Annotated in this window: 28 protein-coding genes and 1 pseudogene; 7 read left to right on the top strand and 22 right to left on the bottom strand. The window is 72.8% G+C overall.

The window, feature by feature from the left end; all coding sequences use genetic code 11:
* Positions 1–9: 9 nt before the first annotated feature.
* The 6 genes from carB to pyrR are packed head-to-tail and all read right to left on the bottom strand — an operon-like array spanning position 10 to position 7,807.
* The gene (gene carB / locus FHX45_RS27210) at positions 10–3,342 is read right to left on the bottom strand and encodes a carbamoyl-phosphate synthase large subunit (RefSeq protein ID WP_167107875.1); all 3,333 of its coding nucleotides are present in this window, start codon (positions 3,340–3,342) and stop codon (positions 10–12) included.
* Positions 3,342–4,517 carry a glutamine-hydrolyzing carbamoyl-phosphate synthase small subunit gene (gene carA / locus FHX45_RS27205; protein ID WP_208406149.1) on the bottom strand — a complete coding sequence of 392 codons (1,176 nt, stop codon included), beginning with the start codon at positions 4,515–4,517 and terminating at the stop codon, positions 3,342–3,344. The genes carB and carA overlap by 1 nt, the downstream gene beginning before the upstream one ends.
* Positions 4,469–4,975 (bottom strand): PH-like domain-containing protein, encoded by a 507-nt coding sequence (locus FHX45_RS27200; RefSeq protein WP_167107869.1) that lies wholly within the window; start codon positions 4,973–4,975, stop codon positions 4,469–4,471. The genes carA and FHX45_RS27200 overlap by 49 nt, the downstream gene beginning before the upstream one ends.
* The gene (locus FHX45_RS27195; protein ID WP_167107866.1) at positions 4,975–6,264 is read right to left on the bottom strand and encodes a dihydroorotase; all 1,290 of its coding nucleotides are present in this window, start codon (positions 6,262–6,264) and stop codon (positions 4,975–4,977) included. Before FHX45_RS27195 ends, FHX45_RS27200 begins: the two co-directional genes overlap by 1 nt.
* Entirely contained in the window at positions 6,261–7,220 is a 960-nt protein-coding gene (locus tag FHX45_RS27190) for an aspartate carbamoyltransferase catalytic subunit (protein ID WP_167107863.1), read from the bottom strand. The genes FHX45_RS27195 and FHX45_RS27190 overlap by 4 nt, the downstream gene beginning before the upstream one ends.
* The gene (pyrR, locus tag FHX45_RS27185; protein WP_167107860.1) at positions 7,217–7,807 is read right to left on the bottom strand and encodes a bifunctional pyr operon transcriptional regulator/uracil phosphoribosyltransferase PyrR; all 591 of its coding nucleotides are present in this window, start codon (positions 7,805–7,807) and stop codon (positions 7,217–7,219) included. Before pyrR ends, FHX45_RS27190 begins: the two co-directional genes overlap by 4 nt.
* Positions 7,808–8,042: 235 nt before the next feature.
* Between pyrR and bldD the strand changes: the two genes are divergently transcribed.
* The gene (gene bldD / locus FHX45_RS27180) at positions 8,043–8,531 is read left to right on the top strand and encodes a transcriptional regulator BldD (RefSeq protein ID WP_020422358.1); all 489 of its coding nucleotides are present in this window, start codon (positions 8,043–8,045) and stop codon (positions 8,529–8,531) included.
* 131 nt (positions 8,532–8,662) lie between these two features.
* Here bldD and nusB read toward each other — a convergent pair whose 3' ends face one another.
* Genes nusB through FHX45_RS27165 form a run of 3 tightly spaced genes read right to left on the bottom strand, consistent with a single transcriptional unit; the run spans position 8,663 to position 10,802 of the window.
* Positions 8,663–9,109: a transcription antitermination factor NusB gene (nusB, locus tag FHX45_RS27175; protein ID WP_167107857.1), complete on the bottom strand. Its 447-nt coding sequence runs from the start codon at positions 9,107–9,109 to the stop codon at positions 8,663–8,665.
* A 1-nt stretch (position 9,110) separates the two neighbouring features.
* Positions 9,111–9,668, bottom strand: coding sequence for an elongation factor P (gene efp / locus FHX45_RS27170; RefSeq protein ID WP_167107854.1), 558 nt, complete (start codon positions 9,666–9,668; stop codon positions 9,111–9,113).
* A 36-nt stretch (positions 9,669–9,704) separates the two neighbouring features.
* Complete coding sequence (locus tag FHX45_RS27165) at positions 9,705–10,802, bottom strand: M24 family metallopeptidase (protein WP_167107851.1); 1,098 nt, start codon at positions 10,800–10,802, stop codon at positions 9,705–9,707.
* Between the two features lie 69 nt (positions 10,803–10,871).
* Here FHX45_RS27165 and FHX45_RS27160 point away from each other — a divergent pair, with 69 nt between their 5' ends.
* Entirely contained in the window at positions 10,872–11,306 is a 435-nt protein-coding gene (locus tag FHX45_RS27160) for a hypothetical protein (RefSeq protein WP_243869240.1), read from the top strand.
* 13 nt (positions 11,307–11,319) lie between these two features.
* On the opposite strand, the gene FHX45_RS27155 is transcribed toward FHX45_RS27160, so the two are convergent.
* The 10 genes and pseudogenes from FHX45_RS27155 to FHX45_RS27105 all read right to left on the bottom strand — a co-directional run bounded on the left by FHX45_RS27155 (position 11,320) and on the right by FHX45_RS27105 (position 20,342).
* Positions 11,320–12,822 (bottom strand): glycoside hydrolase family protein, encoded by a 1,503-nt coding sequence (locus FHX45_RS27155; protein WP_208407878.1) that lies wholly within the window; start codon positions 12,820–12,822, stop codon positions 11,320–11,322.
* A 50-nt stretch (positions 12,823–12,872) separates the two neighbouring features.
* Entirely contained in the window at positions 12,873–13,790 is a 918-nt protein-coding gene (locus FHX45_RS27150; protein WP_167107848.1) for a GNAT family N-acetyltransferase, read from the bottom strand.
* Entirely contained in the window at positions 13,787–14,218 is a 432-nt protein-coding gene (gene aroQ, locus FHX45_RS27145) for a type II 3-dehydroquinate dehydratase (RefSeq protein ID WP_167107845.1), read from the bottom strand. The genes FHX45_RS27150 and aroQ overlap by 4 nt, the downstream gene beginning before the upstream one ends.
* Entirely contained in the window at positions 14,215–15,324 is a 1,110-nt protein-coding gene (gene aroB, locus FHX45_RS27140) for a 3-dehydroquinate synthase (protein ID WP_167107842.1), read from the bottom strand. The genes aroQ and aroB overlap by 4 nt, the downstream gene beginning before the upstream one ends.
* Entirely contained in the window at positions 15,321–15,824 is a 504-nt protein-coding gene (locus tag FHX45_RS27135; RefSeq protein WP_167109516.1) for a shikimate kinase, read from the bottom strand. The genes aroB and FHX45_RS27135 overlap by 4 nt, the downstream gene beginning before the upstream one ends.
* Entirely contained in the window at positions 15,821–17,029 is a 1,209-nt protein-coding gene (aroC, locus tag FHX45_RS27130) for a chorismate synthase (RefSeq protein WP_341771630.1), read from the bottom strand. Before aroC ends, FHX45_RS27135 begins: the two co-directional genes overlap by 4 nt.
* Positions 17,030–17,142: 113 nt before the next feature.
* A complete protein-coding gene (locus tag FHX45_RS27125; protein WP_341771629.1) occupies positions 17,143–17,706 on the bottom strand; it encodes a prepilin peptidase in 564 nt (187 codons plus the stop codon).
* Between the two features lie 1,549 nt (positions 17,707–19,255).
* Positions 19,256–19,447 (bottom strand): annotated as a pseudogene (locus tag FHX45_RS27115) (anti-sigma factor family protein); the annotation flags it as partial.
* Positions 19,444–19,929 (bottom strand): sigma-70 family RNA polymerase sigma factor, encoded by a 486-nt coding sequence (locus FHX45_RS27110; protein ID WP_208401145.1) that lies wholly within the window; start codon positions 19,927–19,929, stop codon positions 19,444–19,446. The gene FHX45_RS27110 and the pseudogene FHX45_RS27115, both read right to left, overlap by 4 nt.
* A 23-nt stretch (positions 19,930–19,952) precedes the next feature.
* Positions 19,953–20,342 carry a hypothetical protein gene (locus FHX45_RS27105; protein WP_167107836.1) on the bottom strand — a complete coding sequence of 130 codons (390 nt, stop codon included), beginning with the start codon at positions 20,340–20,342 and terminating at the stop codon, positions 19,953–19,955.
* Between the two features lie 115 nt (positions 20,343–20,457).
* On the opposite strand from FHX45_RS27105, the gene FHX45_RS27100 reads away from it, so the two are divergent.
* Positions 20,458–20,901 (top strand): QcrA and Rieske domain-containing protein, encoded by a 444-nt coding sequence (locus tag FHX45_RS27100; RefSeq protein ID WP_167107832.1) that lies wholly within the window; start codon positions 20,458–20,460, stop codon positions 20,899–20,901.
* A 62-nt stretch (positions 20,902–20,963) separates the two neighbouring features.
* Here the strand turns inward: FHX45_RS27100 and FHX45_RS27095 are convergent, their stop codons facing one another.
* Together FHX45_RS27095 and FHX45_RS27090 are read right to left on the bottom strand one after the other, a co-directional pair.
* Positions 20,964–21,416 (bottom strand): glucose PTS transporter subunit IIA, encoded by a 453-nt coding sequence (locus FHX45_RS27095; RefSeq protein ID WP_167107829.1) that lies wholly within the window; start codon positions 21,414–21,416, stop codon positions 20,964–20,966.
* Complete coding sequence (locus FHX45_RS27090; RefSeq protein WP_167107826.1) at positions 21,413–21,721, bottom strand: PTS sugar transporter subunit IIB; 309 nt, start codon at positions 21,719–21,721, stop codon at positions 21,413–21,415. The genes FHX45_RS27095 and FHX45_RS27090 overlap by 4 nt, the downstream gene beginning before the upstream one ends.
* A gap of 91 nt (positions 21,722–21,812) precedes the next feature.
* Between FHX45_RS27090 and FHX45_RS27085 the strand changes: the two genes are divergently transcribed.
* The 4 genes from FHX45_RS27085 to FHX45_RS27070 are packed head-to-tail and all read left to right on the top strand — an operon-like array spanning position 21,813 to position 25,001.
* The gene (locus tag FHX45_RS27085; protein ID WP_341771628.1) at positions 21,813–22,607 is read left to right on the top strand and encodes a GntR family transcriptional regulator; all 795 of its coding nucleotides are present in this window, start codon (positions 21,813–21,815) and stop codon (positions 22,605–22,607) included.
* 41 nt (positions 22,608–22,648) lie between these two features.
* The gene (locus tag FHX45_RS27080) at positions 22,649–23,854 is read left to right on the top strand and encodes a PTS transporter subunit EIIC (protein WP_167107823.1); all 1,206 of its coding nucleotides are present in this window, start codon (positions 22,649–22,651) and stop codon (positions 23,852–23,854) included.
* A gap of 13 nt (positions 23,855–23,867) precedes the next feature.
* Complete coding sequence (locus FHX45_RS27075; RefSeq protein ID WP_167107820.1) at positions 23,868–24,134, top strand: HPr family phosphocarrier protein; 267 nt, start codon at positions 23,868–23,870, stop codon at positions 24,132–24,134.
* Between the two features lie 51 nt (positions 24,135–24,185).
* A complete protein-coding gene (locus FHX45_RS27070) occupies positions 24,186–25,001 on the top strand; it encodes a serine hydrolase domain-containing protein (protein WP_167107817.1) in 816 nt (271 codons plus the stop codon).
* A 45-nt stretch (positions 25,002–25,046) separates the two neighbouring features.
* Here FHX45_RS27070 and FHX45_RS27065 read toward each other — a convergent pair whose 3' ends face one another.
* Positions 25,047–25,988: a D-2-hydroxyacid dehydrogenase family protein gene (locus FHX45_RS27065; protein WP_167107814.1), complete on the bottom strand. Its 942-nt coding sequence runs from the start codon at positions 25,986–25,988 to the stop codon at positions 25,047–25,049.
* Between the last annotated feature and the right edge of the window lie 71 nt (positions 25,989–26,059).

The raw sequence follows: 26,059 nt of genomic DNA, 5'->3' as shown, positions 1-26,059 counted from the left end.
TGGCCCCTTTCACGCCTTCGCCCGCAGCGCCGCCTGCAGGTCCTGCAGCGAGCGGACGCCGATGTCACCCCGGATCAGCGCCTCGATGCCGTGCACCGCGGCCGCGGCGCCCTGCACCGTGGTGATGCACGGGATGTCCCGCGACACCGCGGCGGTGCGGATCTCGTAGCCGTCGATCCGGGGGCCGCTGTTGCCGTACGGGGTGTTGATCACCATGTCCACGCCGCCGGAGGCGATCACCTCGACCACGTTCGGCTCGTCCGGTGTGCTGCCCTCGGAGTACTTGCGCACCACCGTGCTGGGCACCCCGTTGCGGCGCAGCACCTCGGCGGTGCCGGAGGTCGCGAGGATCTCGAACCCGAGGTCGGCCAGCCGCTTGACCGGGAACACCAGTGCCCGCTTGTCCCGGTTGGCGACCGACACGAACACCTTGCCCGCGGTCGGCAGCGACCCGTAGGCCCCGGCCTGCGACTTCGCGAACGCCTCGCCGAACGAGGTGTCCACGCCCATCACCTCGCCGGTGGACTTCATCTCCGGCCCGAGCAGCGAGTCCACGCCCTTGCCCTCCGGTGTGCGGAAGCGGTGGAAGGGCAGGACCGCTTCCTTCACCGCGACCGGCGCGTCGACCGGCAGGTGCCCGCCGTCGCCCTCGGCCGGCAGGACGCCGCGGGCGCGCAGGTCCTTGATCGAGGAGCCGGTCATGACCAGCGAGGCCGCCTTGGCCAGCTGGACACCGGTGGCCTTGGACACGAACGGCACGGTGCGGCTGGCGCGCGGGTTGGCCTCCAGGACGTAGAGCACGTCGTCCTTGAGCGCGTACTGGACGTTGAGCAGGCCGTGCACGCCGACACCGCGGGCGATGGCCTCGGTGGAGGCGCGCACCGCCTCGACGTCCTGGCGGCCGAGCGTGATCGGCGGCAGCGCGCACGAGGAGTCACCGGAGTGGATGCCGGCCTCCTCGATGTGCTCCATGACGCCACCGAGGTAGAGCTCCTCGCCGTCGAACAGGGCGTCCACGTCGATCTCGATCGCGTCGTCGAGGAACCGGTCGACCAGCACCGGGTGCTCGGGGCTCACCTCCGTGGCCCGCTGGATGTAGCCGGCCAGGGACGCCTCGTCGTAGACGATCTCCATGCCGCGGCCGCCGAGCACGTAGGAGGGCCGCACCAGGACCGGGTAGCCGATCTCGTCGGCGATCCGCTTGGCGCCCTCGAACGAGGTGGCGGTGCCGTACTTCGGCGCCGGCAGGCCCGCGGCGGCCAGCACGTCGCCGAACGCGCCGCGGTCCTCGGCCAGGTTGATCGCCTCCGGCGAGGTGCCCACGATCGGCACCCCGGCGTCGGCCAGCCGCTGTGCCAGCTTGAGCGGGGTCTGGCCGCCGAGCTGCACGATCACCCCGGCGACCGTGCCCGAGCGCTGCTCGGCGTAGACCACCTCGAGCACGTCCTCGAAGGTGAGCGGCTCGAAGTACAGCCGGTCGGAGGTGTCGTAGTCGGTGGACACGGTCTCCGGGTTGCAGTTGACCATGACGGCCTCGAACCCGGCCTCGCGCAGCGCCAGCGCGGCGTGCACGCACGAGTAGTCGAACTCGATGCCCTGGCCGATCCGGTTCGGGCCGGAACCGAGGATCAGCACCTTCGGCTTGTCCGGCTGCGGCGTGACCTCGGATTCGGCAGCCTCGGCGTCGGATTCGTAGGCCGAGTAGTGGTACGGCGTCTTCGCGGCGAACTCGGCCGCGCAGGTGTCCACGGTCTTGAACACCGGGCGCACCCCGAGCCGGTGGCGCAGCGCGCGCACGCCGTCCTCGCCGGCCAGCTCCGGCCGCAGCGCGGCGATCTGCTGGTCGCTCAGCCCGACGCGCTTGGCCTCGCGCAGCAGCAGCGCGTCCAGCACCGGGGCGTCGCGCACCTCGGCGCCGATCTCACCGATCAGCGCGATCTGGTCGATGAACCACGGGTCGATGCCGCTGGCCTCGTGCACCTGCTGCACGGTGGCGCCCAGGCGCAGGGCGCGCTCGACCGCGTAGAGGCGGCCGTCGTGCGGCGTGCGCAGGGCTTCCAGCGTGTTCTCCAGGGTGGCGCCCTCCGGATCGGGCACGGTCCAGAAGCCGGCTGCCTTTGTGTCGATCGAGCGCAGCGCCTTGCCCAGGGCCTCGGGGAAGCTGCGGCCCACGGCCATCGCCTCGCCGACGCTCTTCATCGTGGTGGTCAGCTCCGGGTCGGCGCCCGGGAACTTCTCGAACGCGAACCGCGGCACCTTGACCACGACGTAGTCCAGGGTCGGCTCGAACGAGGCCGGGGTCTCGCCGGTGATGTCGTTGCGGATCTCGTCCAGGCTGTAGCCGATGGCGAGCTTCGCGGCGATCTTGGCGATCGGGAAGCCGGTGGCCTTCGACGCCAGTGCGCTGGAGCGGGACACGCGCGGGTTCATCTCGATGACGACCATGCGCCCGTCGCGCGGGTTGATCGCGAACTGGATGTTGCAGCCACCGGTGTCGACGCCGACCTCCCGCAGCACGGCGATCCCCACGTCGCGCATGTGCTGGTACTCGCGGTCGGTGAGGGTCATCGCGGGCGCGACGGTCACCGAGTCACCGGTGTGCACGCCCATCGCGTCGATGTTCTCGATCGAGCAGATCACCACCACGTTGTCGTGGCGGTCGCGCATCAGCTCGAGCTCGTACTCCTTCCACCCGAGCACGCTCTCCTCGATGAGCACCTCGGTGACCGGCGACTCGGCCAGCCCGATCGAGGCCAGCCGCTCCAGCTCCTCGTCGGTGTGCGCCATGCCCGAGCCCAGCCCGCCCATGGTGAACGAGGGCCGGATGACGACCGGCAGGCCCAGCTCGGCGACGGTGTCGCGGACCTCCTCCATCGAGTGGCACACACGGCTGCGCGGCACGTCACCGCCGATGGCGCGGACGATGTCCTTGAACTTCTGCCGGTCCTCGCCGCGCTGGATGGCGTCGATGTCGGCACCGATCAGCTCGACACCGTACTTCTCCAGCACCCCGCGCTCGTGCAGGGCGACGGCGGTGTTCAGCGCGGTCTGCCCGCCCAGGGTCGCCAGCAGGCAGTCGACCGGGCGTCCCTGCGCCTGCTCGTGCGCGATGACCTTCTCCACGAAGTCCGGCGTGACCGGCTCGATGTAGGTGGAGTCGGCGAACTCCGGATCGGTCATGATCGTCGCCGGGTTGGAGTTGACCAGGCTGACCCGCAGGCCCTCGGCGCGCAGGACGCGGCATGCCTGGGTGCCCGAGTAGTCGAACTCGGCGGCCTGCCCGATGACGATCGGGCCGGATCCGATGACGAGGACGTGCTCGATGTCTGTACGTTTCGGCATCAGCGGCTCTTCTTCTCCATCAGGGTCACGAACTCGTCGAACAGCGGCGCCGCGTCGTGCGGGCCCGCGGCGGCCTCCGGGTGGTACTGCACCGAGAAGGCCGGCACGTCGGCGCAGCGCACGCCCTCCACCGTGTCGTCGTTGGGGCAGTAGTGGCTCACCTGCGCGGCGCCGAAGGGCGAGTCGAACCGCTGCCCGGGCTCGCCTTCGAGGGCGAAGCCGTGGTTCTGCGCGGTGATCGCCACCCGCCGGGTCGCCACGTCGATCACCGGGATGTTGATCCCCCGGTGGCCGTAGCGCATCTTGTAGGTGCCCAGCCCCAGCGCGCGGCCGAGGATCTGGTTGCCGAAGCAGATGCCGAACAGCGGGATCTCGCGGCGCAGGACCTCCTCGGTCAGCGCGACCGCGTGGTCCTGGGTGGCGGGGTCGCCCGGGCCGTTGGACAGGAACACCCCGTCGGGCTCGACGGCCAGCAGGTCGTCCAGCGTGCTCGTCGAGGGCAGGACGTGCACCTCGATCCCGCGGCGGCTCATCTGCCGCGGGGTGTTGGACTTGATGCCCAGGTCCAGCGCGGCCACGCGGAAGCGCCGCTCCCCCTCCGGCGCCACCACGTACGGCTGCCTGGTGGTGACCGCGCCGGCCAGGTCGGCGCCCTTCATCGGCGGGCTCGCCAGGACCTGCGCGACCATCGCGTCCTCGGCGCCGAGCGCGTCGCCGGAGAACACCCCGGCCCGCATCGCGCCCTGCTCGCGCAGGTGGCGGGTGAGGGTGCGGGTGTCCACGCCGCTGATGCCGACCACGCCCTGGCGCGCCAGCTCCTCGTCCAGGGTGCGGCGGGAGCGCCAGTTCGACGGGGTCCGGGCCGGGTCGCGCACGACGTAGCCGGCCACCCAGATGCGGTCGGACTCGTCGTCCTCGTCGTTCCAGCCGGTGTTGCCGATCTGCGGCGCCGTCTGCACCACGATCTGGCGGTGGTAGGACGGATCGGTCAGCGTCTCCTGGTAGCCGGTCATGCCGGTGCAGAACACGGCCTCGCCCAGCGTGTGGCCCTGGGCGCCATAGGCCGATCCGCGGAACACCCGCCCGTCTTCCAGCACCAATGCGGCCGGTGTCCTGGTGCCCACGGTCACTGGGCCCCTCCCTTGATCTCTCGTTCGGACAAGCTTCGAATCCATTGTGGATAAACATCGAGGTCGTCGCCGCGGAATCCGGTGTCGAGCTCGGCGTCGCCGAGCCGCCAGCGGACGACGAGCAGGCTGTCGGTGCCCATCACCTTCCCGGCGATCGCGTTCGACCTTCCGGCCTCCACAATGGACTCGCGCGGGATGAAGAACCCGGGCGCGCCGGCCCGGTCGATCTCCAGCCCGGCGCGGTAGAGCCGGAGGACCGCCCGGCCGCGCAGGCCGGCCCCGCGGGTGACGATCCGGTCCTGCCAGTTGCCGGCGGTGGTGGTGCTCACGTAGAGGCCCTTGGCCTCCGGCAGCAGCTCCTCCCCCGGCTCGGCCGGCTTCTGCGGGAACGGCGGCAGCACGGCGCTCTGCGACCGGGCGCGGCGCCGCCAGCTCCGCCGCATCCCCCACAGCGCGAGCAGGAAGCAGACGATCACCAGCAGGGTGAGCAGCAACCGGTCCATCAGCAGATCTTCCCTTCGCGGGCCGTGACCCGCCCGCGCAGCATCGTCGCGGTCACCACGGCGGGCAACCGCATTCCCTCGTACGGGGTGTTGGCGGCGAGGCTGGCCAGCTCCGCCCCCCGCACGGTCCATTGTGCGCCCGGGTCGACCAGCACCAGGTTGGCGGGTTCGCCCACGGCGAGCGGTCGTCCCTGGTCAGGCAGGCCGGCGATCTCCGCGGGCCGCTCGCTCATGACCTTCGCCACGCCGCGCCAGTCCAGCAGCCCGGTCTCCACCATGGTCGCGGCGACCACGGACAGGGCGGTCTGCAGGCCGAGCATGCCGGGCCGGGCCGCGGACCACTCGCAGTCCTTGTCCTGCGGCGCGTGCGGGGCGTGGTCGGTGGCGACGCAGTCGATGACGCCCTCGGCCAGCGCGGCCCGCAGCTTCGCCACGTCGCCGCCGGTCCGCAGCGGCGGGTTGACCTTGTTCACCGGGTCGTAGGTGGCCAGGCGCTCGTCGGTGAGCAGCAGGTGGTGCGGGGTGACCTCGGCCGAGACCCGGGTCCCCCGTTCCTTCGCCCAGCGAAGCACGTCGGCGGTGCCGGCGGTGGAGACGTGACACACGTGCAGGCGCGCGCCGGCGTGCTCGGCGAGCAGGCAGTCGCGCGCGACGATGGACTCCTCGGCGGAGGCGGGCCAGCCCGCGTAGCCCAGGCGTGAACCGTTCTCGCCCTCGTGGGCCTGTGCGCCGACGGTCAGCCGGGGCTCCTCGGCGTGCTGGGCGATCACCACGTCCAGTGCGGTCGAGTACTCCAGCGCCCGGCGCATGATCAGCGGGTCGTGCACGCAGTGGCCGTCGTCGGAGAACACCCGCACCCCGGCCGCCGACTTCGCCATCGTGCCCAGCTCGGCGAGCCGCTCGCCGCGGAGCCCGACGGTCACCGCGCCGACCGGGTGCACGTCGACCAGGCCGGTCTCCCGGCCGCGGCGCCACACGTGCTCGACCACCACCGCGTTGTCGGCCACCGGATCGGTGTTGGCCATCGCGAACACGGCGGTGTAGCCGCCGAGCGCGGCCGCGGCCGAGCCGGTCTCGATGGTCTCGGTGTCCTCGCGGCCCGGTTCCCGCAGGTGGGTGTGCAGGTCGACGAAGCCGGGCAGCAGGACCTGGCCGCCGGCCTCGATCACCTCGGCATCCCCGGGTGCCTGGATTTCGCCGATTTCGGCGATGGTGCCGCCGGTGACCAGGACGTCCACCGGGTCGCCCGCGCCGTAGAGCCGGGCACCCTTGATCAGAACCTGGGTCACTTCGCGTCTTCCTCTCCGGCGAGCAGGTGGTAGAGAACGGCCATCCGCACGTGCACCCCGTTGCGGACCTGGTCGGTGATCGCCGCGGACGGCGCGTCCGCCACGGCGGAGGCGATCTCCATGCCGCGCAGCATCGGGCCGGGGTGCAGCACCACCGCGTGCTCGGGCAGCAGCCGCAGCCGCGCCTCGTTCAGGCCGTAGGCGATCGAGTATTCGCGAGCAGAGGGGAAGAACCCCGCGAACTTGCCGCCGGGGCCGGCGGCCCCGGCCAACCGCTCGGCCTGCACGCGCAGCATCATCACCGCGTCCAGGGCAGGCAGCTCGGCGTCCAGGTCGTGCGAGACGGTCACCGGCAGCGCGCCGACCCCGGCCGGCAGCAGCGTCGGCGGCGCGATGAGCACCACCTCGGCACCCAGCGCGGACAGCAGGTGGATGTTGGAGCGCGCGACCCGGCTGTGCAGGACGTCGCCGACGATGCCGATGCGCCGGTCCTTGATCCCGCCGAGCCGGTCCCGCAGGGTGGCCGCGTCCAGCAGCGCCTGGGTGGGGTGCTCGTGCATGCCGTCCCCGGCGTTGACGACCGAGGTGCCGGTGCCCTCGAGCCAGCCGGCCAGGCGCTGGGCCGCGCCGGAGGCCGGGTGGCGGACGATGACGCAGTCGGCGCCGGCCGCGGACAGGGTCAGCGCGGTGTCCCGCAGCGACTCGCCCTTGCCGACCGACGAGCCGCCGGCCGAGACGTTCACCACGTCCGCGCTCATCCACTTCCCGGCGATCTCGAACGAGACCCGGGTGCGGGTGGAGTTCTCGTAGAACATGGTCACGACCGTGCGGCCGCGCAGGGTCGGCAGCTTGCGGACCTCGCGGCCGAGCAGCGTGCGCTTGAGCCCGTCGGCGGTGTCCAGCACCGCGGTCGCCAGGTCCGGATCGAGGTTTTCGGTGGCCAGCAGGTGCTTCATGCCTTCGCTTCCCCCTCCCGCAGCAGCACCGCGTCGCGGCCGTCTACTTCGGACAGCAGCACGGCGACGTCCTCGGCACGTGCGGTCGGGATGTTCTTGCCCACGTAGTCGGCGCGGATCGGGAACTCGCGGTGCCCGCGGTCGACCAGCACGGCGAGCTGCACGGCCCGGGGACGCCCGTGATCACGCAGGGCGTCCAGCGCCGCGCGCACGGTCCGGCCGGAGAACAGCACGTCGTCGACCAGGATCACCACCCGGTCGTCGATGCCGCTGTCGGGCAGGGTGGTGTCCGCGAGCGGCCGCGTCGGACGGCGGCGCAGGTCGTCGCGGTAGAGGGTGATGTCCAGGGCACCGGTGGGGGGCTCGACGCCGGAGAACTCGCCGATGCGCTCGGCCAGCCGGGTCGCGAGCGAGGTGCCCCGGGTCGGGATGCCCAGGAGAACGGGCGGTGCGCCCGGGCCGCCGCCGAGGGCGGTCTTCTCGATGACCTGGTGGGCCATCCGGGCGATGGTGCGCGCGACGTCGCCGGCGGAGAGCAGCTCGCGCTCGCCACCTGGCTCCGCCGCGCCACGAGGGCGTGACGCCACGGCAGACTCCTTCCCCGCCTCACCGGACGGGTCCTTAAAGGATGTCGATCTCCTGCTTACCGAGGAAATCCACCTGATGGTAACAGGAGGTGCGGTTCAGCCATCCGGGTGGTGCCGGGGCCATCCTCTTCTTGACCTGGTGACGACAATGCGTAACCATTACTCTGAGTGTTCAACTCGGCAGTCCCCCGGCGGCCCACCAGACCGACTGGGCGAGGAAACGGAGAACCACCAGATGGGCGATTACGCCAAGGCGCTCGGGGCGAAGCTCCGCGGGATCCGCCAGCAACAGGGCCTGTCCCTGCACGGGGTCGAGCAGAAGTCCGGCGGACGCTGGAAGGCTGTCGTGGTCGGTTCCTACGAGCGCGGCGACCGGGCCGTGACCGTGCAGAAACTGGCCGAGCTCGCCGACTTCTACGGCGTGCCGGTGGTCGAGCTGCTGCCCGAAGGCCGTGTGCCCTCCGGCGCCGAACCCGCCACCAAGATCGTGATCAACCTGGAGCGGCTGCAGCAGCTGCCGGCCGAAAAGGTCGGTCCGCTCGCCCGCTACGCGGCCACCATCCAGAGCCAGCGCGGCGACTACAACGGCAAGGTGCTGTCCATCCGCACCGAGGACCTGCGGTCGCTGGCCATCATCTACGACATGACGCCCGGTGAACTGACCGAGCAGCTCATCGACTGGGGTGTCCTGCCCCCGGAAGCGCGTCCCGCCAAGGAGGACTGAGGGCTACCCGAGCAGGCGGGGGTTCGCCGAACGCGGACCGCCTCGCTTCGCCGCGCCGTCCGGCCGGCACCCCCGGACCTCCCGCACAGGAGCCCGGCGCGATCTCCGCGCGCCGGGCTTTCCGCTGCGCGCTACAGCACCGCGCGGATGCGGTCGGCGATCGTGCCGATGCGGCCGAGCACGCCGTTGACGAACCGCGGCGAGTCGTCCGTGGACAGCTCCCGGGCCAGGCCCACCGCCTCGTCGATGGCGACCGGGTCCGGCACGTCCGCCGCCCACAGCAGCTCGTAGACGCCCACCCGCAGCACGGCCAGGTCGACCGGGGGCATGCGCTCCAGCGTCCAGCCGTGCGCGTGCTCGGCGAGCAGCTCGTCGATGCGCTCACGGTTCGCCGTGACGCCCTCGACGAGGGTGATCGTGTAATCGCCGACCGGGTCGGCGGCGGTGGACCCCACCCGGTCCGCCAGCAGCGTCACCGGATCGAGTGAACGTTGGGCGGCCTCGTACAGGATCTCGACGGCACGCCTGCGCAGGGCGCGGCGGCCGCCGCGACGGGGTGCCGATACCGGGTCGGACAACCTAGGCCCTGCCCAGGTAACGGCCGTCGCGGGTGTCGACCTTGACCTTCTCGCCGGTGCTCAGGAACAACGGCACCTGGATCTCGGCGCCGGTCTCCAGCGTGGCCGGCTTGGTGCCGCCGGTGGAACGGTCGCCCTGCAGGCCCGGGTCGGTGTGCTGGATGACCAGCTCGACCGAGGTCGGCAGCTCGACGTAGAGCGCCACGCCCTCGTGCATGGCGACCTGGACCTCGGTGTTCTCCAGCAGGTAGTTCGCGCCGTCGCCGACCGTCTCCCGCGGCACCGTGATCTGGTCGTAGGTCTCGCCGTCCATGAAGACGTAGTCGGACCCGTCGTTGTACAGGTAGGTCATGGTGCGCCGGTCGACGGTCGCGGTGTCGACCTTGGTGCCCGCGTTGAAGGTCTTGTCCACCACCTTGCCGGACAGCACGTGCTTGAGCGTGGTGCGCACGAACGCACCGCCCTTACCCGGCTTGACGTGCTGGAAGTTCACGACGGACCACAGCTGTCCGTCGAGGTTCAGCACCAGGCCGTTCTTCAGGTCGTTGGTGGTGGCCACGGGTTGTCCAGTTCTCCTGTTTCCGATCGGGCCGCGCTACACGACCACGAGTTCCTTGCTGCTCAGGGTGAGGAGTTCGGGATCGGCGTCCCGCACGACCAGCGTGTCCTCGATGCGCACGCCACCGCGGCCGGCGAGGTAGACGCCTGGCTCCACGGTGACCGTCATGCCGACGGCCAGTGTACCGGCGACGTTCTTCGCGAGCCTGGGCGCCTCGTGCACCTCCAGGCCGACACCGTGCCCGAGGCCGTGCGAGAAGGCGTCACCGTGCCCGGCGTGCTCGATGACGTGCCGGGCGGCCCGGTCGACGTCGGCGACCGCCTGCCCGGCCAGCGCCGCCTCCAGGCCGGTCTCCTGGGCGCGGCGGACCAGCTCGTACAGGTCTTCCTGCCAGCCGGCGGGGCGGCCGAGCACGACCGTGCGGGTCATGTCGGAGTGGTAACCGTCGACGGTCGCCCCGAAGTCCAGCTTGACGAGGTCCCCGCTGCGCAGCGGGCGGTCGGCGGGCCGGTGGTGCGGGATCGCCGAGTTCGGCCCCGCCGCGACGATGGTGTCGAACGACGGCCCGGACGAGCCGTGGTCGAGCATGCGGTTCTCCAGATCGCGCGCCACGTCCCGTTCGGTGCGGCCGGCCCGCAGGCCGCCGTGCTCGAGCAGCCCGGCCAGCGCGCGGTCGGCGGCCGCGCACGCCATCCGCAGCGCCTCGATCTCGGTCTCGTCCTTGACCAGCCGCAACCGCTCGACCAGGCCGGGCGCGCGGGTCAGCTCGACTCCCTCGGCGACCCGGGTGTAGGCGTCGTGCGCCTCGACGCTGACGTGCTGGCTCTCGAAACCGGTGCGCCGGTAGGCGGCCGCGTCGCCCGCGGCGCGCGCCAGCAGAGCCTGGGCGCTCTCCCGCTCGATGACCCGCTCCAGGTCCGGCACCTCGGCCGCGGCCTGCGTGGTGTAGCGGCCGTCGGTGCAGAACACGGTGCGGTCCTCACCCGCGCCGTGCACCAGCAGCGCGGCGTTGGAGCCGGTGAAGCCGGTGAGGTAGCGGACGTTGAGCAGGTCGGTGACGAGCAACGCGTCGACGCCGGACTCGTTGAGCACCGTGCGCAGGGCGTCGCGCCGGGAGGCGTGGAGGTCGGGCACACCGGCAGCTTAGTGCGGTGCGACGATGGGTGGATGGGTATGCGGTCCTGGCTGGTTCGAGGTCTGGGCATGGCGGTGCTGCACGCGCTGGCCGAGGTCGCCCTGGCGAAGGCGACGGTGTACGACCCGACCGGCCTGACCACCGCCCGGATCGCGGTGATCGCGCTGCTGGTGGGCATCGCGGCGCTGTGGAGCGCGCTGGACGCGTGGCTGCGCCGCGCCGGCGCCGGGCGGACCTGGCTGATCGCGTCGCTGGTGGCGGGCCCGGTGTCCGGCGTGCTGTACGTGATCGGGCGCGCGGTGTTCGTGGACCGCACGGGCGCGGACGAGCTGTGGCCGGCGGTCACCGGTGGCGCCGCGTTCACCGCGCTGCTCATCCTGGTGCCGGCCGGGCTGGGCCTGTTCGCCGGCGGGCGGGTCAAGCGGCCGGCGACCGACGAGGACGGGCCCGGGGAGGAGCGCCCGGCACCGCGCCCGCGCCCGCGGCCCGCGGCCGAGGACTGACCCGGCCGCCGGATCAGCCCAGCGCGGGCCCGGCCGGGAAGCCGCGCCACTGCGCGGGTGAGACGTCCTCGACGGCGGAGCCGTTCGCGGCCACCGCGTCGACCCGCCGCACCGGGTAGAGGCGGCCGTCGTCGAGCAGGAAGCCGACGCCGAGCCCGGCCGCCGTCAGCGCACGCGTGCCCGACTCCAGCCGTGCCGCGACCGGGAACTGGTCCAGCACGTCCAGCCGCGTGTCCAGCACGTGCCCGGCCAGCTGCTGCGCCACCGAGCGGCGGTCGACGCGCACGACCTGTCCGGCGACGACCAGATCCATGGTCCGCACCGGGGACGGCATCGCGAAGCCGTCCAGGACGGTCAGCGCGCGGCGCGGGTCCGCGCACCCGGGCACGCCCACGACGTCCAGCCCGAACCGGCGCAGATCGGTGGGCGCGCCGGCCTCCCCGGTCGCGGTCGCGCGGACCACGTCGAGCGGCACCCGCCCGCACGGGTCCGCCGCCGAGACGGGGGCGTGCCCGTCCGGCCGCCGGACCAGGCCGGGACCCTCCCGCCAGGCGCCCGGGACGAGCACCGGCCGGTACGGCCCGCGGGTGAAGTCGCGGTCCCAGAAGGTGATCGTGGTGCCGTCCGCGGTCTCGTGCGCGATCGCCCACGCGTTCAGCGCGTCGATCCACATCAGGTCCGCGCTGAACGCGTCGGCCACGGACTTGGTGCGCGGCGCGGCGGTGCTCGCCACCGGGGCGAAGCCGGCCTCCCCGAGCGCCTCGATACCACCGGCGAAGGTGGGGTCCTTCGACCGCAGCACGAACTGGCCCGCGCCGTTCCAGCCCGCGGCGAGGCCCGTGGTATCGGTGAACATCAGGTAGAACCAGCCGTCGAGGTACACCGCGGCGGGCTGGCCGGCGCCGTAGAGGTTGTCGCGGTGGGTGTCGTGGGCCGGGCCGACGATCGGACCGCCGCCGTTCGCGCGCCGCCAGGTGATCCCGTCGGTGCTGGTGGCGAGGCCGATCGCGTTGCCGAGCGCGTGGTCGCCGGCCGCGCCGGTGTAGTACAGGTAGTAGGTCCCGCCGACCCGGATCACCGACGGATCGCAGGTGTGCACGCCGTCGAACTGTCCGGGGTCGCCGGACAGCACGGCGGGCGGCACCGCGCCGCCGGGGCCGGTGAACGGCCCGTCCAGCGACCCGGATTCGGCGTAGAGGATGTCGTCGCCCGGCGGCGGCGAGCCGGGGTACTGGCTGCACCACCACATCCGGTTGGTGGCGCCGTCGGCCATCACGGTCGGGCCGTAGTTGTAGGGCGCGCCGGGTCCGCCCGCGCCCACGACACCGGGGCTCTCGCGCGGCGAGGCGGTCTCGAGCGCGACGTCGGCGGGTGCGGTCGTGGTGGTGTCCGGCCGGGCGCCGCCGATCACGCCGTGCCCGGCGCCCTCGGCCTGCGGTGGCACGCTGCCGGCGCACCCGGCCAGCGCGCTGACGGCCAGCACCGCGGCGAGCGTTCCGCCGAGCACCCTGCGCATGGTCACCGCCGTTCGTTCACCGCCACCGACACGATCAGTGTAGAGAGCGCCTAACCCGGTCGAGTGAAACGCGGCCAGTCGGCGACCAGTTCGACTTCGAAGCCGTCGGCGTTCTCCAGATACGCGGCGTAATGATCAGCACCGCCGGCGTGCGGGTAGCGCTCGGCGAACAACGGCCGCCAGCCGTGGGCGAGCGCGGCCTGGGCCAGTTCGCCGACCCGCTCCGGCGAACCGGCGTGCAGCGCCACGTGGTTGAGACCCGGCGCGCAACGGTCGTGCACGGCACCGGTGAGCGCCGGGGACTGTTCGACCACGAGGTACCCCGCGCCGAGTTTCCAGCTCACGCCGTCGCGCCAGCGCTGGTGCTCCCGCCAGCCGAGTTCGGTGAGCAGCCAGCCGAAGCTGTCCTCGGCGCGCGCGAGGTCGGGCACCCACAGCTCGACGTGGTGCCACTGCCCGGTCGCGGCCGGCAGCGCGACGAACACGCGGTGCGGGCCGCCGTAGTGCTCGCCGCCGCCGACATCGGTGAAACCCAGGCGGTGCACCAGTTTCCGGCTGGCCACATTGGACTGGTGGATGAGCGCCCACACGGCGGGCAGCCCGAGGGCCGCGAAGGCGTGGCGCAGCAGCGCGTCGGCCGCTTCGGTGGCCAGGCCCTGGCCACCGTGGGCGGGGTCGAGGAAGTAGCCGGTCTCCACGAGATCCCCGGACAGCTCGGTGGACGGCCGCAGGTGCGCCAGGCCGATGACCTCGCCCTCGCGTTCGACGACCCAGTGGCCGGTGCCGTCCGGCCCGGCGTAGGACAGGCGCCGCGCGACCGAGGCCCGGCATCGCGCCGGGTCGCTGAGGTCGGTGGCCAGGAAGCGGCTCATCTCCGGGTCGGCGAAGATCCGGACGATCGCTTCGGTGTCAGCGGCGTGGAGGCCCCGCAGCCGCAGCCGGGCGGTTCGGAGGTCCGGGACGGTCATCCCGCGTTGGCCGCGAGCCAGCGCAGGGCGAGCGGGTAGCCGTCGACGCCCAGCCCGGCGATCACGGCGGTGGCGATGTCGGAGAGCACGCTGTGGTGCCGGAACTGCTCGCGTTTGTGCACGTTGGAGATGTGCAGCTCGATCAGCGGCGCGGTGAGCTGGGCGGCCGCGTCGCGCACGGCGATCGAGTAGTGCGTCCAGGCGCCGGCGTTGAGCACCACGGGGTTACCACCGTCGGCGGCCTCGTGCAGCCAGCCGATCATCTCGCCCTCGTGGTCGGTCTGCCGCACCTCGACCTCGATGCCGAGCTCGCCGCCGGTCTTGACGCACAGCTCCGCGAGCTCGGCGTGGGTGGTGGAGCCGTAGACGCCGGGCTCGCGCGTGCCGAGGCGGCCCAGGTTGGGGCCGTTGAGCACGAACACCTTCACAGCAGCACGCTCCCGCCCTCGGACTGCCGGGGACCGGCCACGGCCGAGTAGGCGGCGGCGAGCAGCGCCGGGTCCGGGCCTTCCAGCCGGCCCGGCTTGGCCAGCCCGTCGAGCACGACGAACCGCAGCACACCGGAGCGGGTCTTCTTGTCCTTGCGCATGGACTCCAGCAGCTGGGGCAGCGCGTCCGGGTCGTACTTGGTCGGCAGGCCGAGCGTCTCCAGGATGCGCGCGTGCCGGTCGGCGGTGGCGTCGTCGAGCCGGCCGGCCAGGCGCGCCAGCTCGGCGGCGAACACCAGGCCGACGCTGACGGCCGCGCCGTGGCGCCAGCGGTAGCGTTCGCGGCGTTCGATGGCGTGGGCGAGCGTGTGGCCGTAGTTGAGGATCTCCCGCAGATCGGATTCCCGCAGGTCGGCGGCCACCACGTCGGCCTTGACCTGGATGGACCGGTGCACCAGCTCGCCGAGGATCTCGCCGGCGGGGTCGGTGGCGGCTTCCGGGCCGGCTTCGATGAGCTCGAGGATGCGCGGATCGGCGATGAACCCGGCCTTGACGACCTCGGCCATGCCGGCGACGAGTTCGTGGCGGGGCAGGGTTTCCAGGGTCGCGAGGTCGACCAGGACGGCGCTGGGCTCGTGGAAGACGCCGACCAGGTTCTTGCCCGCGTCGGTGTTGATGCCGGTCTTGCCGCCGACCGCGGCGTCGACCATGCCGAGCAGCGTGCTGGGCACGTTGACCAGCCGCACGCCGCGCATCCAGGTGGCGGCGACGAACCCGGCGAGGTCGGTGACCGCTCCCCCGCCCAGGCCGACGACGACGCCCTGGCGGTCCAGGCCGATGCGGCCGAGGACCTCCCAGCAGAACCCGGCGACGGACAGGTCCTTGCCGTCCTCGGCGTCCGGGATCTCGACGCGGTGCGCGTCGAGCCCGGCGGCGATGAGCTCGTCGCGCACGGCCTCGGCGGTGGCGGCCAGCGTGGGCTGGTGGATGATCGCGACGCCGGAGGCGTCCTTGACCGCCTCGGTGAGCTCACCGAGCAGGCCACGGCCGATGATCACCGGGTACGGGCGGGCGGTGCGGACCTCGATCCGGACCGGATCGGTCACTGCGCTTCCTCCAGGGCTAGTTCGCGGGCGATGGCGTCGACGATCTGGGCCGGGCTGCGGTCGTCGGTCTGCACCTCGAGGGTGGCGATCTCGCGGTAGACCGGCAACCGCGCCTCGAGCAGCGAGCGGTAGGTGGCGCGCGGGTTGACCCCGGCGAGCAGCGGCCGCGCGGTGGACAGGCCGACGCGCTGGACGCCGGTGGCGAAGCCGACGTTGAGGAACACGACCGGGTGGCCGCGCAGGCGTTTCCGGGTGCCCTCGGCGAGCACGGCGCCGCCGCCGACCGACAGCACCCCGTGGTGCGCGGCCAGCGCCTCGGCGATCACTTCTTCTTCCAGGACGCGGAAGGCCGGTTCGCCGTCCTCGGCGAAGATGTCGGCGATGGCGCGGCCGGTGCGGGCGATGATGTCGTCGTCGCTGTCGCGGAACGGCACGCCCAGGCGTTCGGCGAGCAGCGGCCCGATCGTGCTCTTGCCGGACCCGGGCGGCCCGGCGATCACGATGCAGGGTGGCTGGTCCACCGTTCCTCCAGGGCAGCGAGGTAGGACTCGGCGTTGCGCTTGGTCTCGGCCAGCGAGTCGCCGCCGAACTTCTCCAGTGCCGCATCGGCGAGCACCAGCGCCACAACGGATTCCAGGACGACACCGGCGCGCGGCACCGCGCACACGTCGGAACGCTGGTGGATCGCCACGGCCGGTTCACCGGTCTTGACGTCCACTGTGGACAGTGCGCGGGGGACGGTGGAGATCGGCTTCATGGCGACCCGCACGCGGACGGGCTCGCCGTTGGTGATGCCGCCTTCCAGACCGCCGGCCCGGTTGGAGCGGCGGGTGACGCCGACCGGGCCGGTGCCCCGGTCGATCTCGTCGTGGGCCTGGCTGCCCCAGCGGCGGGCGGTGGTGAAGCCGTCGCCGACCTCGACGCCCTTCATGGCCTGGACGCCCATGAGCGCGCCGGCCAGACGCGCGTCGAGGCGGCGGTCCCAGTGGACGTGGGAGCCCAGCCCGGGCGGCAGGCCGTACGCGATGACCTCGATGACGCCACCGACGGTGTCGCCGGCCTGGCGCACGGCGTCGACCTCGGCGATCATCGCGTCGGTGGCCTCCTGGCCGAAGGCGCGGACCGGCGAGGCGTCGACGGCCGCGAGGTCGCCGGGCCCGGGCAGCGGCCCGTCGGGGGCGGCGGCGCCGCCGATGGACACCACGTGGCTGACGATTTCCGCGCCGAGCAGCTGACGGAGGAAGTTCCGCGCGACGGTGCCCAGCGCCGTGCGGGAGGCCGTTTCCCGGGCACTGGCACGCTCCAGGACCGGGCGGGCCTCGTCGAAGCCGTACTTCTGCATGCCGGGCAGGTCGGCGTGCCCGGGCCGGGGGCGGGTGAGCGGCTCGTTGCGGGCCAGGCCCTCGAGCTCGGCCGGGTCGACCGGGTCGGCCGACATGACCTTTTCCCACTTGGGCCATTCGGCGTTCTCGATGTGCACCGCGACCGGCCCGCCCTGGGTGACGCCGTGCCGGACGCCGCCGAGGAACTCGATGTGGTCGGTCTCGAAGCCCATGCGGGGGCTGCGGCCGAACCCGAGCCGCCGGCGGGCGAGCTGCTCGCTCACGTCGGCGGTGGTGACCTCGACCCCGGCCACCATCCCTTCGAGCACGGCAGCGAGAGCCGGGCCGTGCGATTCACCAGCGGTTATCCAGCGCAGTCCCACCAGACGATCCTGTCATGACCCTCCCGATGCGGTGCACGCGGCTCCGGCCGGTGTGGCGCGGGCCCGCGGGGCGGCCATGCACGGCGGAGACGGAGCCGCCCTGCCACCGCCGGTCATCCCGGACGCAACAACACCAACGTGGTGGCCGCGGCGAGGAGGCCGGGCCCGTGCGGGACGCCATCGCGCCAGTGGCGGCTCACGGCCAGGACCGCCGTGACGAACGCGGCCAGCACGGCGGCCGCAGGCAGGGCGAGCCATCCCACCGACGCGAGGGCCACGCCGAGGGCTCCGGCCAGCTTCACGTCCCCGGCGCCCATCGCGTGCGGGGCGAGCACGTGGGCCACCACGTGCGCGCCGCCGAAGACCGCGGCCCCGGCCAGCGCCTGGAGCGGGTTCGGCACCACCGCGACGACGATCGGGTACGCCGGCAGGGTGAGCACATCCGGCAGCCGCCGATGGCCCAGGTCGGCCGCGGTCAACGGCACCGCGAGCGCCGCCAGGACGAACGGCAGCCACCGGCTCACGCCCGCGGCGGCGAACACCAGCCACACCGCGCCGGTGCCGGCCGCGACGGCGACGACCGGCACCGGCGCCTCCGCCCGGCGGAGCAGGCGGGCCGTTGCGGCGCCGGCGCACGTTCCCGCGGCGCCGAGCGCCGCGACGATTCCCCAGTTCACGGTCCCAGCCTGGAACCGGCTCGGCCGGGTCGGCAATTCCCGGCGCGCACGAAAGTTCCTTTCGCACGAGGCACCTCGTGCGAACGGTCTTCTCGTGGCGCGACGGGAGAACCGGTCGCGCCCTCCCGCTCGCTCGTGGCACCGGGACTCTTCCCGGCATCGCCCTGCACCGGCGGAGACCCGAGCGATGCAGAGTCGCGGGGAAGGCACCTCTCGCCGGTGCTCGCGAGCGCCGATCCGCGGGTATCACGCCGGTCTCACGCGGACTGGCGATCCGCTGGTATCTCGGCAGGCCACCCGAGTACCGCTCCGCCGGCACTCCTGGCGGAACGAGCGAACTTCGCGCACGTGCCGGATAGCCGGGCCCATTCGGCACGCGGAGTTCCAGGCGGGAAACCGTGGTGCCGCGTGCGCAGGGTCAGGCAAGGTCCAGTGGGATGCAGTTCCCGCGGAATCCGGCCAGGAGCGTGATCACGGTCCGGTCGACGGGTCTGCGGGGCACAGTCGCGCCTCGCCCGTTCACGAGTGGTCCGGTCGCTCGTCACGAGAGTCCCACTCGTGCGCGCACCACACCGGCCACTCGTCAGGGGTGCCAGCGCAGCAGCGGTACGCCGCTCGTGGTGCGAACTTCCAGTGCCGTGATCTGTTCGCGCGGCACGTCGGTGCCCACCGAGATGCGGGCGTCGCGGTCGGGGGTGGCGGTCCACGTGGCCAGCTCGGTCTCCGAGCCGTCCACGCGGAGGGCCACCAGCTGGTATCCCGCCCCTTGACGGGCGCCCCGGTAGGTGCACGACATGTCGACCCGGCTGCCGCCGGACACCGAGGCCACCGCGGCGGTCGCCTGGACCGGATAGGCGCCCAGCGGGGTCATGGCGGTCCCGCCACCGTCCCCGCCGGACAGGGACACGAAGATGGCGGCCAGCACCGCCGCCGCGGCCGCCACCGCTGCCGCGATGGTCGTCGCCAGCCGGCGCCGCCGGGCGCGGTGCACCGTGCGCAGCAACGCCGGCAGCATCTCCTCCGGTGACGCCCCGCCCGGCGCGACCGCCGGCGGCACGAACGGCAGTGGATCGCCCGGCACCATCCCCGGCCGCCCCGCCCCTGGCGATGACCGCTCACCCGGCGCGGTCGCGGACCGCGAATCTCCGCCCGGCGAGCGCTCGCCCGGCACCGTCACCTGCTGCGACGACCCACCCGACGACCTGCCCGACGACGGCTCATCCGGCATCCCGGGCCGCCACGCCCGATCCGATGACGGCTCATCGGGGCTCACCCCGGGCTGCCACACCCCCGGCACGGCGTTGCCCGACGCCATTTCCCGTGGCGGCGACCCGGCCGATGGCGGCTCACCCGGCACAGTCCCCGGCGTCCCGGTGGGGCGCATCCCGGGTCCCGGCAGCACCCCGTCCGGCAGCGACGCCACCGGCCACTCGTGCGGCGGCTCCACAGCCTGGGACGGCAGACCGTCCCGCGACGGCTTCACCCCGGGCTCCCCCGTGACCGCCCGGACCGCCCCCGCAGACCCCGCAGCCGAAGACCCCGTCGGCGCATCCGGTGCCGGCCCCAGCATGTCGGCGGTCACCTGGGACAACAGCCCGGGCAGACCGGCCAGCTCGGCCACCGCCCGGGAGCACCGGTCGCAGGTGCGCAGGTGTTCCTCGAACGCCGAGCGGTCCTCCGGTGCGAGGGCGCCCAGCACGTAGGCCGCGTCATAGGTCACGAACTCGTCGGGTTCGGTCACCGGGTCACCCCCTTCTCCTCCAGCGCGAGCTTCAACGCCCGCAGTCCGTAGTGCGTCCGGGACTTGACCGTCCCGGGCGAAATCCCGAGCCGCTCGGCCGCGTCGGCGACCGAGAAGCCCTGGAAGTAACACAGCAACAGCACCTCGCGGTGGGCCACGGACAGCTCCCGCAGCGCCTCGGCGACCAGCCACCCCTGCAACGCCCGGTCCGTGTCGTCCGGCGCGGCGCGTTCCGGCGGCGAGTCCGTGGTCACCTCCGACCGGTGCGCCGCCGACCGCCAGTCGTCGATGGCGATCCGGCGCGCCACCGTGAACAGCCACGCCCGCGCCGACCCCTGCGTCTGGTCCAGCACCCGCGGGTGCTTCCAGGCCCGCAGCAGCGTCTCCTGCACGACGTCCTCGGCCCGGGCGCGGTCGCCCCCGGTGAGCCGCAGCGCATAGGACCAGAGCGCGGCCGCGTGGTCGGCGTGCAGCGCCCGCATCAGCTGGTCCTCGGCGCCCCCGGTCACACGAGCACGCTCTGCTTCCGCCGGACCCGCTGCGCGACCAGCAGCAGCACCCCGAACACGATGCACGCGGACTCGGTGATCACGCCCCACTTCTCCGCGGCCGTCACGAACTGCTCCCGCACCCCGAACAGGCCTCCCGGGGTCAGCGAGATCAGGTACGCGCCCAGCGTGGCGGCGCCGAACCCGATCGCCGCGAGCACCGGCAGCCAGTGGTGCCAGAACAGCACAGCGACCGCGACGATCACCCCGGCGGCGACGTTGACCAGGAACAACGGGCCGATCGTGGGGATGTCGCGGAACCCCTCGCCCGACCACAGGGTCCAGTGCACCCACGCCGATCCGAGCAGCCCGAGGACCACCAGGATCCGCAGCAGCCACGCCACCATGACCCGACCTCCTCCACCGGCGATCCTTGCACCGTTTGACCACGGCGTGGCGCGCGATCGGGTTCAATCCGTCGCGGAAGTGAACCGGGCGGGGCCGGCGGCCGTTTCACCGGACATGACTGCGCATTCACCTACCCGCCGTGCCGTCCTGACGACCGGGGTCGCCGTGGCCGGTGCGGCCGCCGGCTCCGTGGCCCTCGCCGCCTGCGGCAGCGGCGGCAGCTCCGGAAGCAGCCAGAACACCGGCCCGGCCCCCGCCGCCCCGCCCGGTACCACCATCGCCGCGCTCGCCGACGTCCCCGTCGGCGGCGCCAAGTCGGTCGAGGTCGACGGCCAACCGGCGATCGTGTCGCGCCCCTCCGGCACCACCGCGGTGTGCTTCAGCGCGATCTGCACCCACCAGGGTTGCACGGTCGCGCCCGAGGGCGCGAAGCTGCACTGCCCGTGTCACGGGTCGACGTACGACGCCCTCACCGGCGCGGTCGAGAAGGGCCCCGCGCAGCGGGCCCTGCCCCCGATCGCCGTCAAGGTCGACGGCGGCAACGTCGTGACCGCCTAGGTTCTGTTTCCCTCAGCGGCGGAGCCGCCTGTGGTGGGCCGTCGACCGGTACCCGCGCCGCACTAGTCCCAGCTGAACAGCTGCTCGCCGGCGGTGATGCCGCCGCCGGCCGGCAATCCGGTCAGCGCCTGGGCCTCCGCGTCCAGCGCCACCACCGGCACGATCGGTGAGTAGCCCGCCGCGGTGACCGCGTCCGGGTCCCAGCTGATCAGTGGCTGCCCGGCACGCACCGACTCGCCCTTGACGACGTGCAGCGTGAAGCCCTCGCCCTTCTGCTGCACCGTGTCGATGCCCAGGTGCACCAGCACGCCCTGACCGCCCTCGGTGGCGACGACGAACGCGTGCGGGTGCAGCGTGACGACGGTGCCGCTGACCGGGCTGAGCGCGTCCTGCCGGCCGCCCGCCGGGAGCACCGCGACGCCGGGCCCGACCATCGCCTGCGCGAACACCGGGTCCGGCACCCCGGACAGGGGCGTGACCCGCCCCGCGACCGGGCTCAGCACCACCACGCTCACATCAGGTCCTGGATGTCGCCAGCGATCGTGTCGGCCTCGGGACCGACGACGACCTGCACCACCGAACCCATCTTCATCACGCCGTGCGCGCCGGCCGCCTTGAGCGCGGCCTCGTCCACCAGCGAGCCGTCCTCGAGCTCGCAGCGCAGCCGCGTGATGCAGCCTTCGATCTCGACGACGTTGTCCGCGCCGCCGAGTGCCGCGAGGATCCTTTCCGGCCTGTCGTCCGCCACGGCCGCCTCCTTCTCTGCTTGCCGAACACGAACCCGTAACGGTGGTTGACACCTTCCCGGGTAGCGGAGCATTCTGCCCCATCAGGAAATGGTCTAGACCGGAACGTACCAATTCCCGGGACGCGGTGCGAGCCCCGAGACCAACCCGGAACCTGGAGGTGGCGTGTCGCAGACCGTGACCCCGACGACCCCGGCGACCCCCGCGGCCACCACCGACCGCGTGGTGGAGGGGCCGACACCGAAACACGCGCAGCTGCGCGAAATCCTGCGCCGCGCGATCGAGCGCGAGCTGCCGCCCGGCTCGCCGATCCCGTCGGAGCGGGATCTCGCCGAGCGGTACCAGGTGTCCCGGCTGACCGTGCGCTCGGCGATCGGCAAGCTCGTCGAGGAGGGCCTGCTCACCCGCGCCCGGGGCAAGGGCACCTTCACCGCGACCCGGCGGATGGAGCTGCAGCTCTACCTCATGTCCTTCACCGACGACATGCGCCGCCGCGGGCTGACCCCGGCCACCGAACTGCTGCACTGCGGCAGCGACGCCCCGCCACCGGAGACCGCCGGCGCGCTCGGGCTGGCACCGCGCCAGCCGGCGTACCGGCTGGTGCGCCGCCGCCGCGCCGACGGCGTCCCGCTGGCGGTGGAGCGCGGCTGGTACCACCCGCGCCGGGTCCCCGGGTTGCCGGATCTGGACCTGACGTCCTCGCTGTACGCCCAGCTCGCACAGCACTACGACCTCCGCCTGGACCACGCCCGGCAGACGGTGTGGTCGGAAGCGGCGGACCGGGAGACCGCGCGGCTGCTCGGCATCCGCACCGGCGACCCGCTCCTGGTCTTCCGCCGGGTCTCCAGTGCGTCCGGAGTCCCGGTGGAGGACATGACCTCGTGGTACCGGGGCGACCGCTACGAGGTGACCATGCAACTCGACCGCACAGTCCCCGCCGAACACGGAGGTAACCCGTGAACGCCACCGTCGCAGAAGGAACAAAGGGAAGAGGCAGGGGGATGGCGGGGCTGCAGCGCTTCGGCCGCAGCCTCATGCTGCCCATCGCCACGCTGCCGGCCGCCGGCCTGCTCAGCCGGCTCGGGCAGGACGACCTGCTCGGCAAGGACGGCCTGGGCTGGGACAAGGTCGCCGCCGTGCTCGCCGCGGCGGGCGGGGGCCTGTTCGACTGGCTGCCCCTGCTGTTCGCCGTCGGCATCGCCGTCGGGTTCACGCGCAAGGGCGACGGCTCGACCGGTGTCGCCGCCGTGGTCGGATTCGTGGTGTTCAACAAGGTCGTGCAGGTGTTCGCGCCGGTCAGCGACCTGGCGGGGTTCAAGGAGGGCTGGTACCTCCAGCCGATCAAGTGGCCCTACAGCGTGCTGGGCGGCATCGTCGTCGGCCTGGTCACGGCGGTGCTGTGGCAACGGTTCCACCGCGTGAAGCTGCCGCCGTACCTGGCGTTCTTCGGCGGCCGGCGGTTCGTGCCGATCATCAACTCGCTGGTGCTGCTGCTGATCGGGGTCGTGTTCGGCCTGGTCTTCCCCGCCGTGGACCACGCCATGCACTGGCTCGGCGACACGGTCACCGGCAACGCGGTCGCCGGTGGTGGCGTGTACGGCCTGCTCAACCGCCTGCTGCTGCCGGTGGGCCTGCACCAGCTGATCAACGTGCCGGTGTGGTTCATCTTCAACGGCGGCGACATCACCAACTTCTTCAACGGCGACCCGCACGCGGGGGCGTTCACCACCGGCTTCTTCCCGGTCTTCATGTTCGCGCTGCCTGCTGCGGCGCTGGCGATCTGGCGGACCGCGCGGCCCGGGCAGCGCAAGGTGACCGGCGGCATCATGATCGCCGGCGCGTTCACCTCGTTCCTGACCGGCGTGACCGAGCCGATCGAGTTCGCGTTCATGTTCGTGGCCTGGCCGCTGTACCTCATCCACGCGGTGCTCACCGGCTTGTCGCACGCCATCTGCAACGCGCTGGACATCCACCTCGGGTTCTCCTTCTCGGCCGGGGTCATCGACTTCGCACTGAACTCGACCGCGCCGGCGGCCCACCGCGCGTGGCTGATCATCCCGATCGGCCTGGTCTACGCGGTGATCTACTACTTCCTGTTCCGGTGGGTGATCATCAAGTGGAACCTGCGCACGCCGGGCCGGGAGGACGACACCGAGCAGGCCACCCCGGCCGACGAGCAGCCGGGCTCGTCCGGCCAGGCCCGGTGAGCGGAGGAAGACCATGCCGCAGAGACGTGTGACGGTGGCCAGCAAGGTGGGCCTGCACGCCCGGCCCGCCGCACTGGTGGCGAAGACCGCGGCCGCGCAGGCGGTGCCGGTGACGATCGCCAAGGACGGCGGTGAACCGGTGCCGGCCGGCAGCCTGCTCAGCCTAATGACGCTCGCGGCGGCGCACGGGGACGAGGTGGTCGTCGCCGCCGAGGGCGACGGTGCGCAGGCCGCCGTCGACGCGGTCGCCGACCTGGTCGCCAGGGATCTCGACGCCTGACCCGGTGGCGGCCGTCTCCGGCGCGGGACGGCCGCCGTTTAGGCTTGCGGCATGCGCAGCCTGGAGCGGATCGATCAGTGGCCGGCCCCGCACGCGGCGGCGGCCGTCGTGCGGGCGGACGGAACGGTGGCCGGCAGCCACGGCGACACGGCGCGGGCGTTCCGGCTGGCCTCGGTGACCAAGCTGCTCACCGCCTACGCGACGCTGATCGCGGTGGAGGAGGGCGTGGTCGAGCTGGACACGCCCGCCGGCCCGGAGGGCGCGACCATCCGGCACCTGCTCGCGCACACCGCGGGGCTCGGTTTCGACTCCGACCGCGTGATGGCCGCGCCCGGTACCCGCCGCATGTACTCCAACGCCGGTTTCGCCGTGCTCGGCGACGCGCTGGCGGAACACTCGGGCATCCCGTTCGCCGGCTACCTGTCCGAGGCGGTGCTCGCCCCGCTCGGCATGACGTCGACCCGTCTGGACGGCTCGCCCGGCGCGGGCGGGGTGTCGTGTGTGGACGATCTGGTGCGGTTCGCGGCCGAACTGCAGGCGCCCAAGCTGATCGCCGAGGCGACCTTGCGGGAGGCGACCTCCGTCGCGTTCCCCGGCCTGACCGGGGTGCTGCCCGGGCTGGGGCACCAGAAGCCCAACGACTGGGGGCTGGGCTTCGAGATCCGCGACTCGAAAAGGCCACACTGGACCGGTGCGACCAGCTCGCCGCGCACGTTCGGGCACTTCGGCCAGTCCGGCACGTTCCTCTGGGTGGACCCGGACGCCGCGGCCGCGTGCGTGGTGCTGACCGACCTGGACTTCGGTCCGTGGGCCATCGAGGCGTGGCCCCCGTTCACCGACGCGGTGCTCGCCGAACTGCGCGGCTGACAGCGCCGCCCCGCTACGGCCGACACCGCGCGGGGTGTTCGCCGGTCACAGCGTCATGACGCGTACCGGGTCGCCCTCCCGCCAGGCGGCGATGTCCGCCACCGCGTCGCGGTAGAAGATCTCGTACACCTCGCGCGTGACGTACCCCAGGTGCGGGGTCAGCGTCGCGTTGCGCATCGCGCGCAGCGGGTGGTCCGCCGGCAGGGGCTCGATGTCGTAGACGTCCAGTGCGGCGCGGATCCGGCGGTCCCGCAGCGCGTCCAGCAGCGCCTGCTCGTCGACGATCGGCCCGCGGGAGGTGTTCACGAGCAGGGCCCCCGGCTTCATCGCGGCGAGTTCCGCGGCACTGACCAGACCGCGGGTGCGCTTGGACAGCACCAGGTGGATGGACAACACGTCTGACCGGGCGAACAAGTCCTCTTTGGACACAGCCGTGACACCGTGCTCGGCGGCCCGTTCCGCGGTGAGGTTCTGGCTCCACGCGACGGTCTCCATGCCGAACGCCCGACCGACCTGCGCCACCCGCTGGCCCAGGTTGCCCAGACCGAGCAGGCCGAGGGTCTTGCCGTGCAGGCCGGTGCCCACAGTGGACTGCCACGCGCCGTCGCGCATCGCGGCCAGCTCGGTCTCCAGGTGGCGCTGCGCGGCGAGGACGAGCGCCCAGGTGTGCTCGGCCGTCGGGTACGGCAGGTAGCCGGTGCCGCAGACGGTGATGCCCAGCCGCTCGGTGGCCTTCAGGTCGATGGCGGCGTTGCGGCGGCCGGTGCTGACCAGCAGCTTCAGGTCCGGCAGCCGGTCCAGCAGCTGCGCGGTGAACCGGGTGCGCTCCCGCATCGCCACCACGACCTCGGCACCGGCCAGCCGCCGCACCAGCTCGTCGTGGTCGCCGACGTAGGAAGTGATCACCTCGACCTCGGCCTCCAGCGAGTCCCAGTCCGCGAGGCTCCGCGCGACATCCTGGTAGTCGTCCAGCACCACGATCTTCATGGCCACCACGCTAGTTCACGCACGCCCGGGAATGGCGGCGACCGCCTTTCGCGTCGGCGTCCGGCACGGAG

It is taken from the genome of Amycolatopsis granulosa (genome assembly GCF_011758745.1).
GTDB classification, from domain to species: Bacteria; Actinomycetota; Actinomycetes; order Mycobacteriales; family Pseudonocardiaceae; genus Amycolatopsis_E; species Amycolatopsis_E granulosa.
The sequence above is the reverse complement of the archived record's forward strand: the minus strand, read 5'-3'. Positions and strand labels throughout refer to the sequence as shown.

What these genes read in the sequence shown, in the direction of transcription:
- FHX45_RS27160 (WP_243869240.1), top strand. Translation starts at nt 10,872, where the DNA reads ATGGCGGTGCTGCACGCGCTGGCCGAGGTCGCCCTGGCGAAGGCGACG.
- FHX45_RS27065 (WP_167107814.1), bottom strand. Translation starts at nt 25,988, where the DNA reads ATGAAGATCGTGGTGCTGGACGACTACCAGGATGTCGCGCGGAGCCTC.
- FHX45_RS27110 (WP_208401145.1), bottom strand. Translation starts at nt 19,929, where the DNA reads ATGCGGGCGCTGCACGCCGACCACGCGGCCGCGCTCTGGTCCTATGCG.
- bldD (WP_020422358.1), top strand. Translation starts at nt 8,043, where the DNA reads ATGGGCGATTACGCCAAGGCGCTCGGGGCGAAGCTCCGCGGGATCCGC.
- FHX45_RS27100 (WP_167107832.1), top strand. Translation starts at nt 20,458, where the DNA reads ATGACTGCGCATTCACCTACCCGCCGTGCCGTCCTGACGACCGGGGTC.
- carB (WP_167107875.1), bottom strand. Translation starts at nt 3,342, where the DNA reads ATGCCGAAACGTACAGACATCGAGCACGTCCTCGTCATCGGATCCGGC.
- FHX45_RS27075 (WP_167107820.1), top strand. Translation starts at nt 23,868, where the DNA reads ATGCCGCAGAGACGTGTGACGGTGGCCAGCAAGGTGGGCCTGCACGCC.
- FHX45_RS27080 (WP_167107823.1), top strand. Translation starts at nt 22,649, where the DNA reads ATGGCGGGGCTGCAGCGCTTCGGCCGCAGCCTCATGCTGCCCATCGCC.
- FHX45_RS27105 (WP_167107836.1), bottom strand. Translation starts at nt 20,342, where the DNA reads ATGGTGGCGTGGCTGCTGCGGATCCTGGTGGTCCTCGGGCTGCTCGGA.
- FHX45_RS27090 (WP_167107826.1), bottom strand. Translation starts at nt 21,721, where the DNA reads ATGCTCCGCTACCCGGGAAGGTGTCAACCACCGTTACGGGTTCGTGTT.
- carA (WP_208406149.1), bottom strand. Translation starts at nt 4,517, where the DNA reads ATGGATTCGAAGCTTGTCCGAACGAGAGATCAAGGGAGGGGCCCAGTG.
- FHX45_RS27200 (WP_167107869.1), bottom strand. Translation starts at nt 4,975, where the DNA reads ATGGACCGGTTGCTGCTCACCCTGCTGGTGATCGTCTGCTTCCTGCTC.
- FHX45_RS27150 (WP_167107848.1), bottom strand. Translation starts at nt 13,790, where the DNA reads ATGACCGTCCCGGACCTCCGAACCGCCCGGCTGCGGCTGCGGGGCCTC.
- FHX45_RS27070 (WP_167107817.1), top strand. Translation starts at nt 24,186, where the DNA reads ATGCGCAGCCTGGAGCGGATCGATCAGTGGCCGGCCCCGCACGCGGCG.
- FHX45_RS27155 (WP_208407878.1), bottom strand. Translation starts at nt 12,822, where the DNA reads ATGCGCAGGGTGCTCGGCGGAACGCTCGCCGCGGTGCTGGCCGTCAGC.
- FHX45_RS27190 (WP_167107863.1), bottom strand. Translation starts at nt 7,220, where the DNA reads ATGAAGCACCTGCTGGCCACCGAAAACCTCGATCCGGACCTGGCGACC.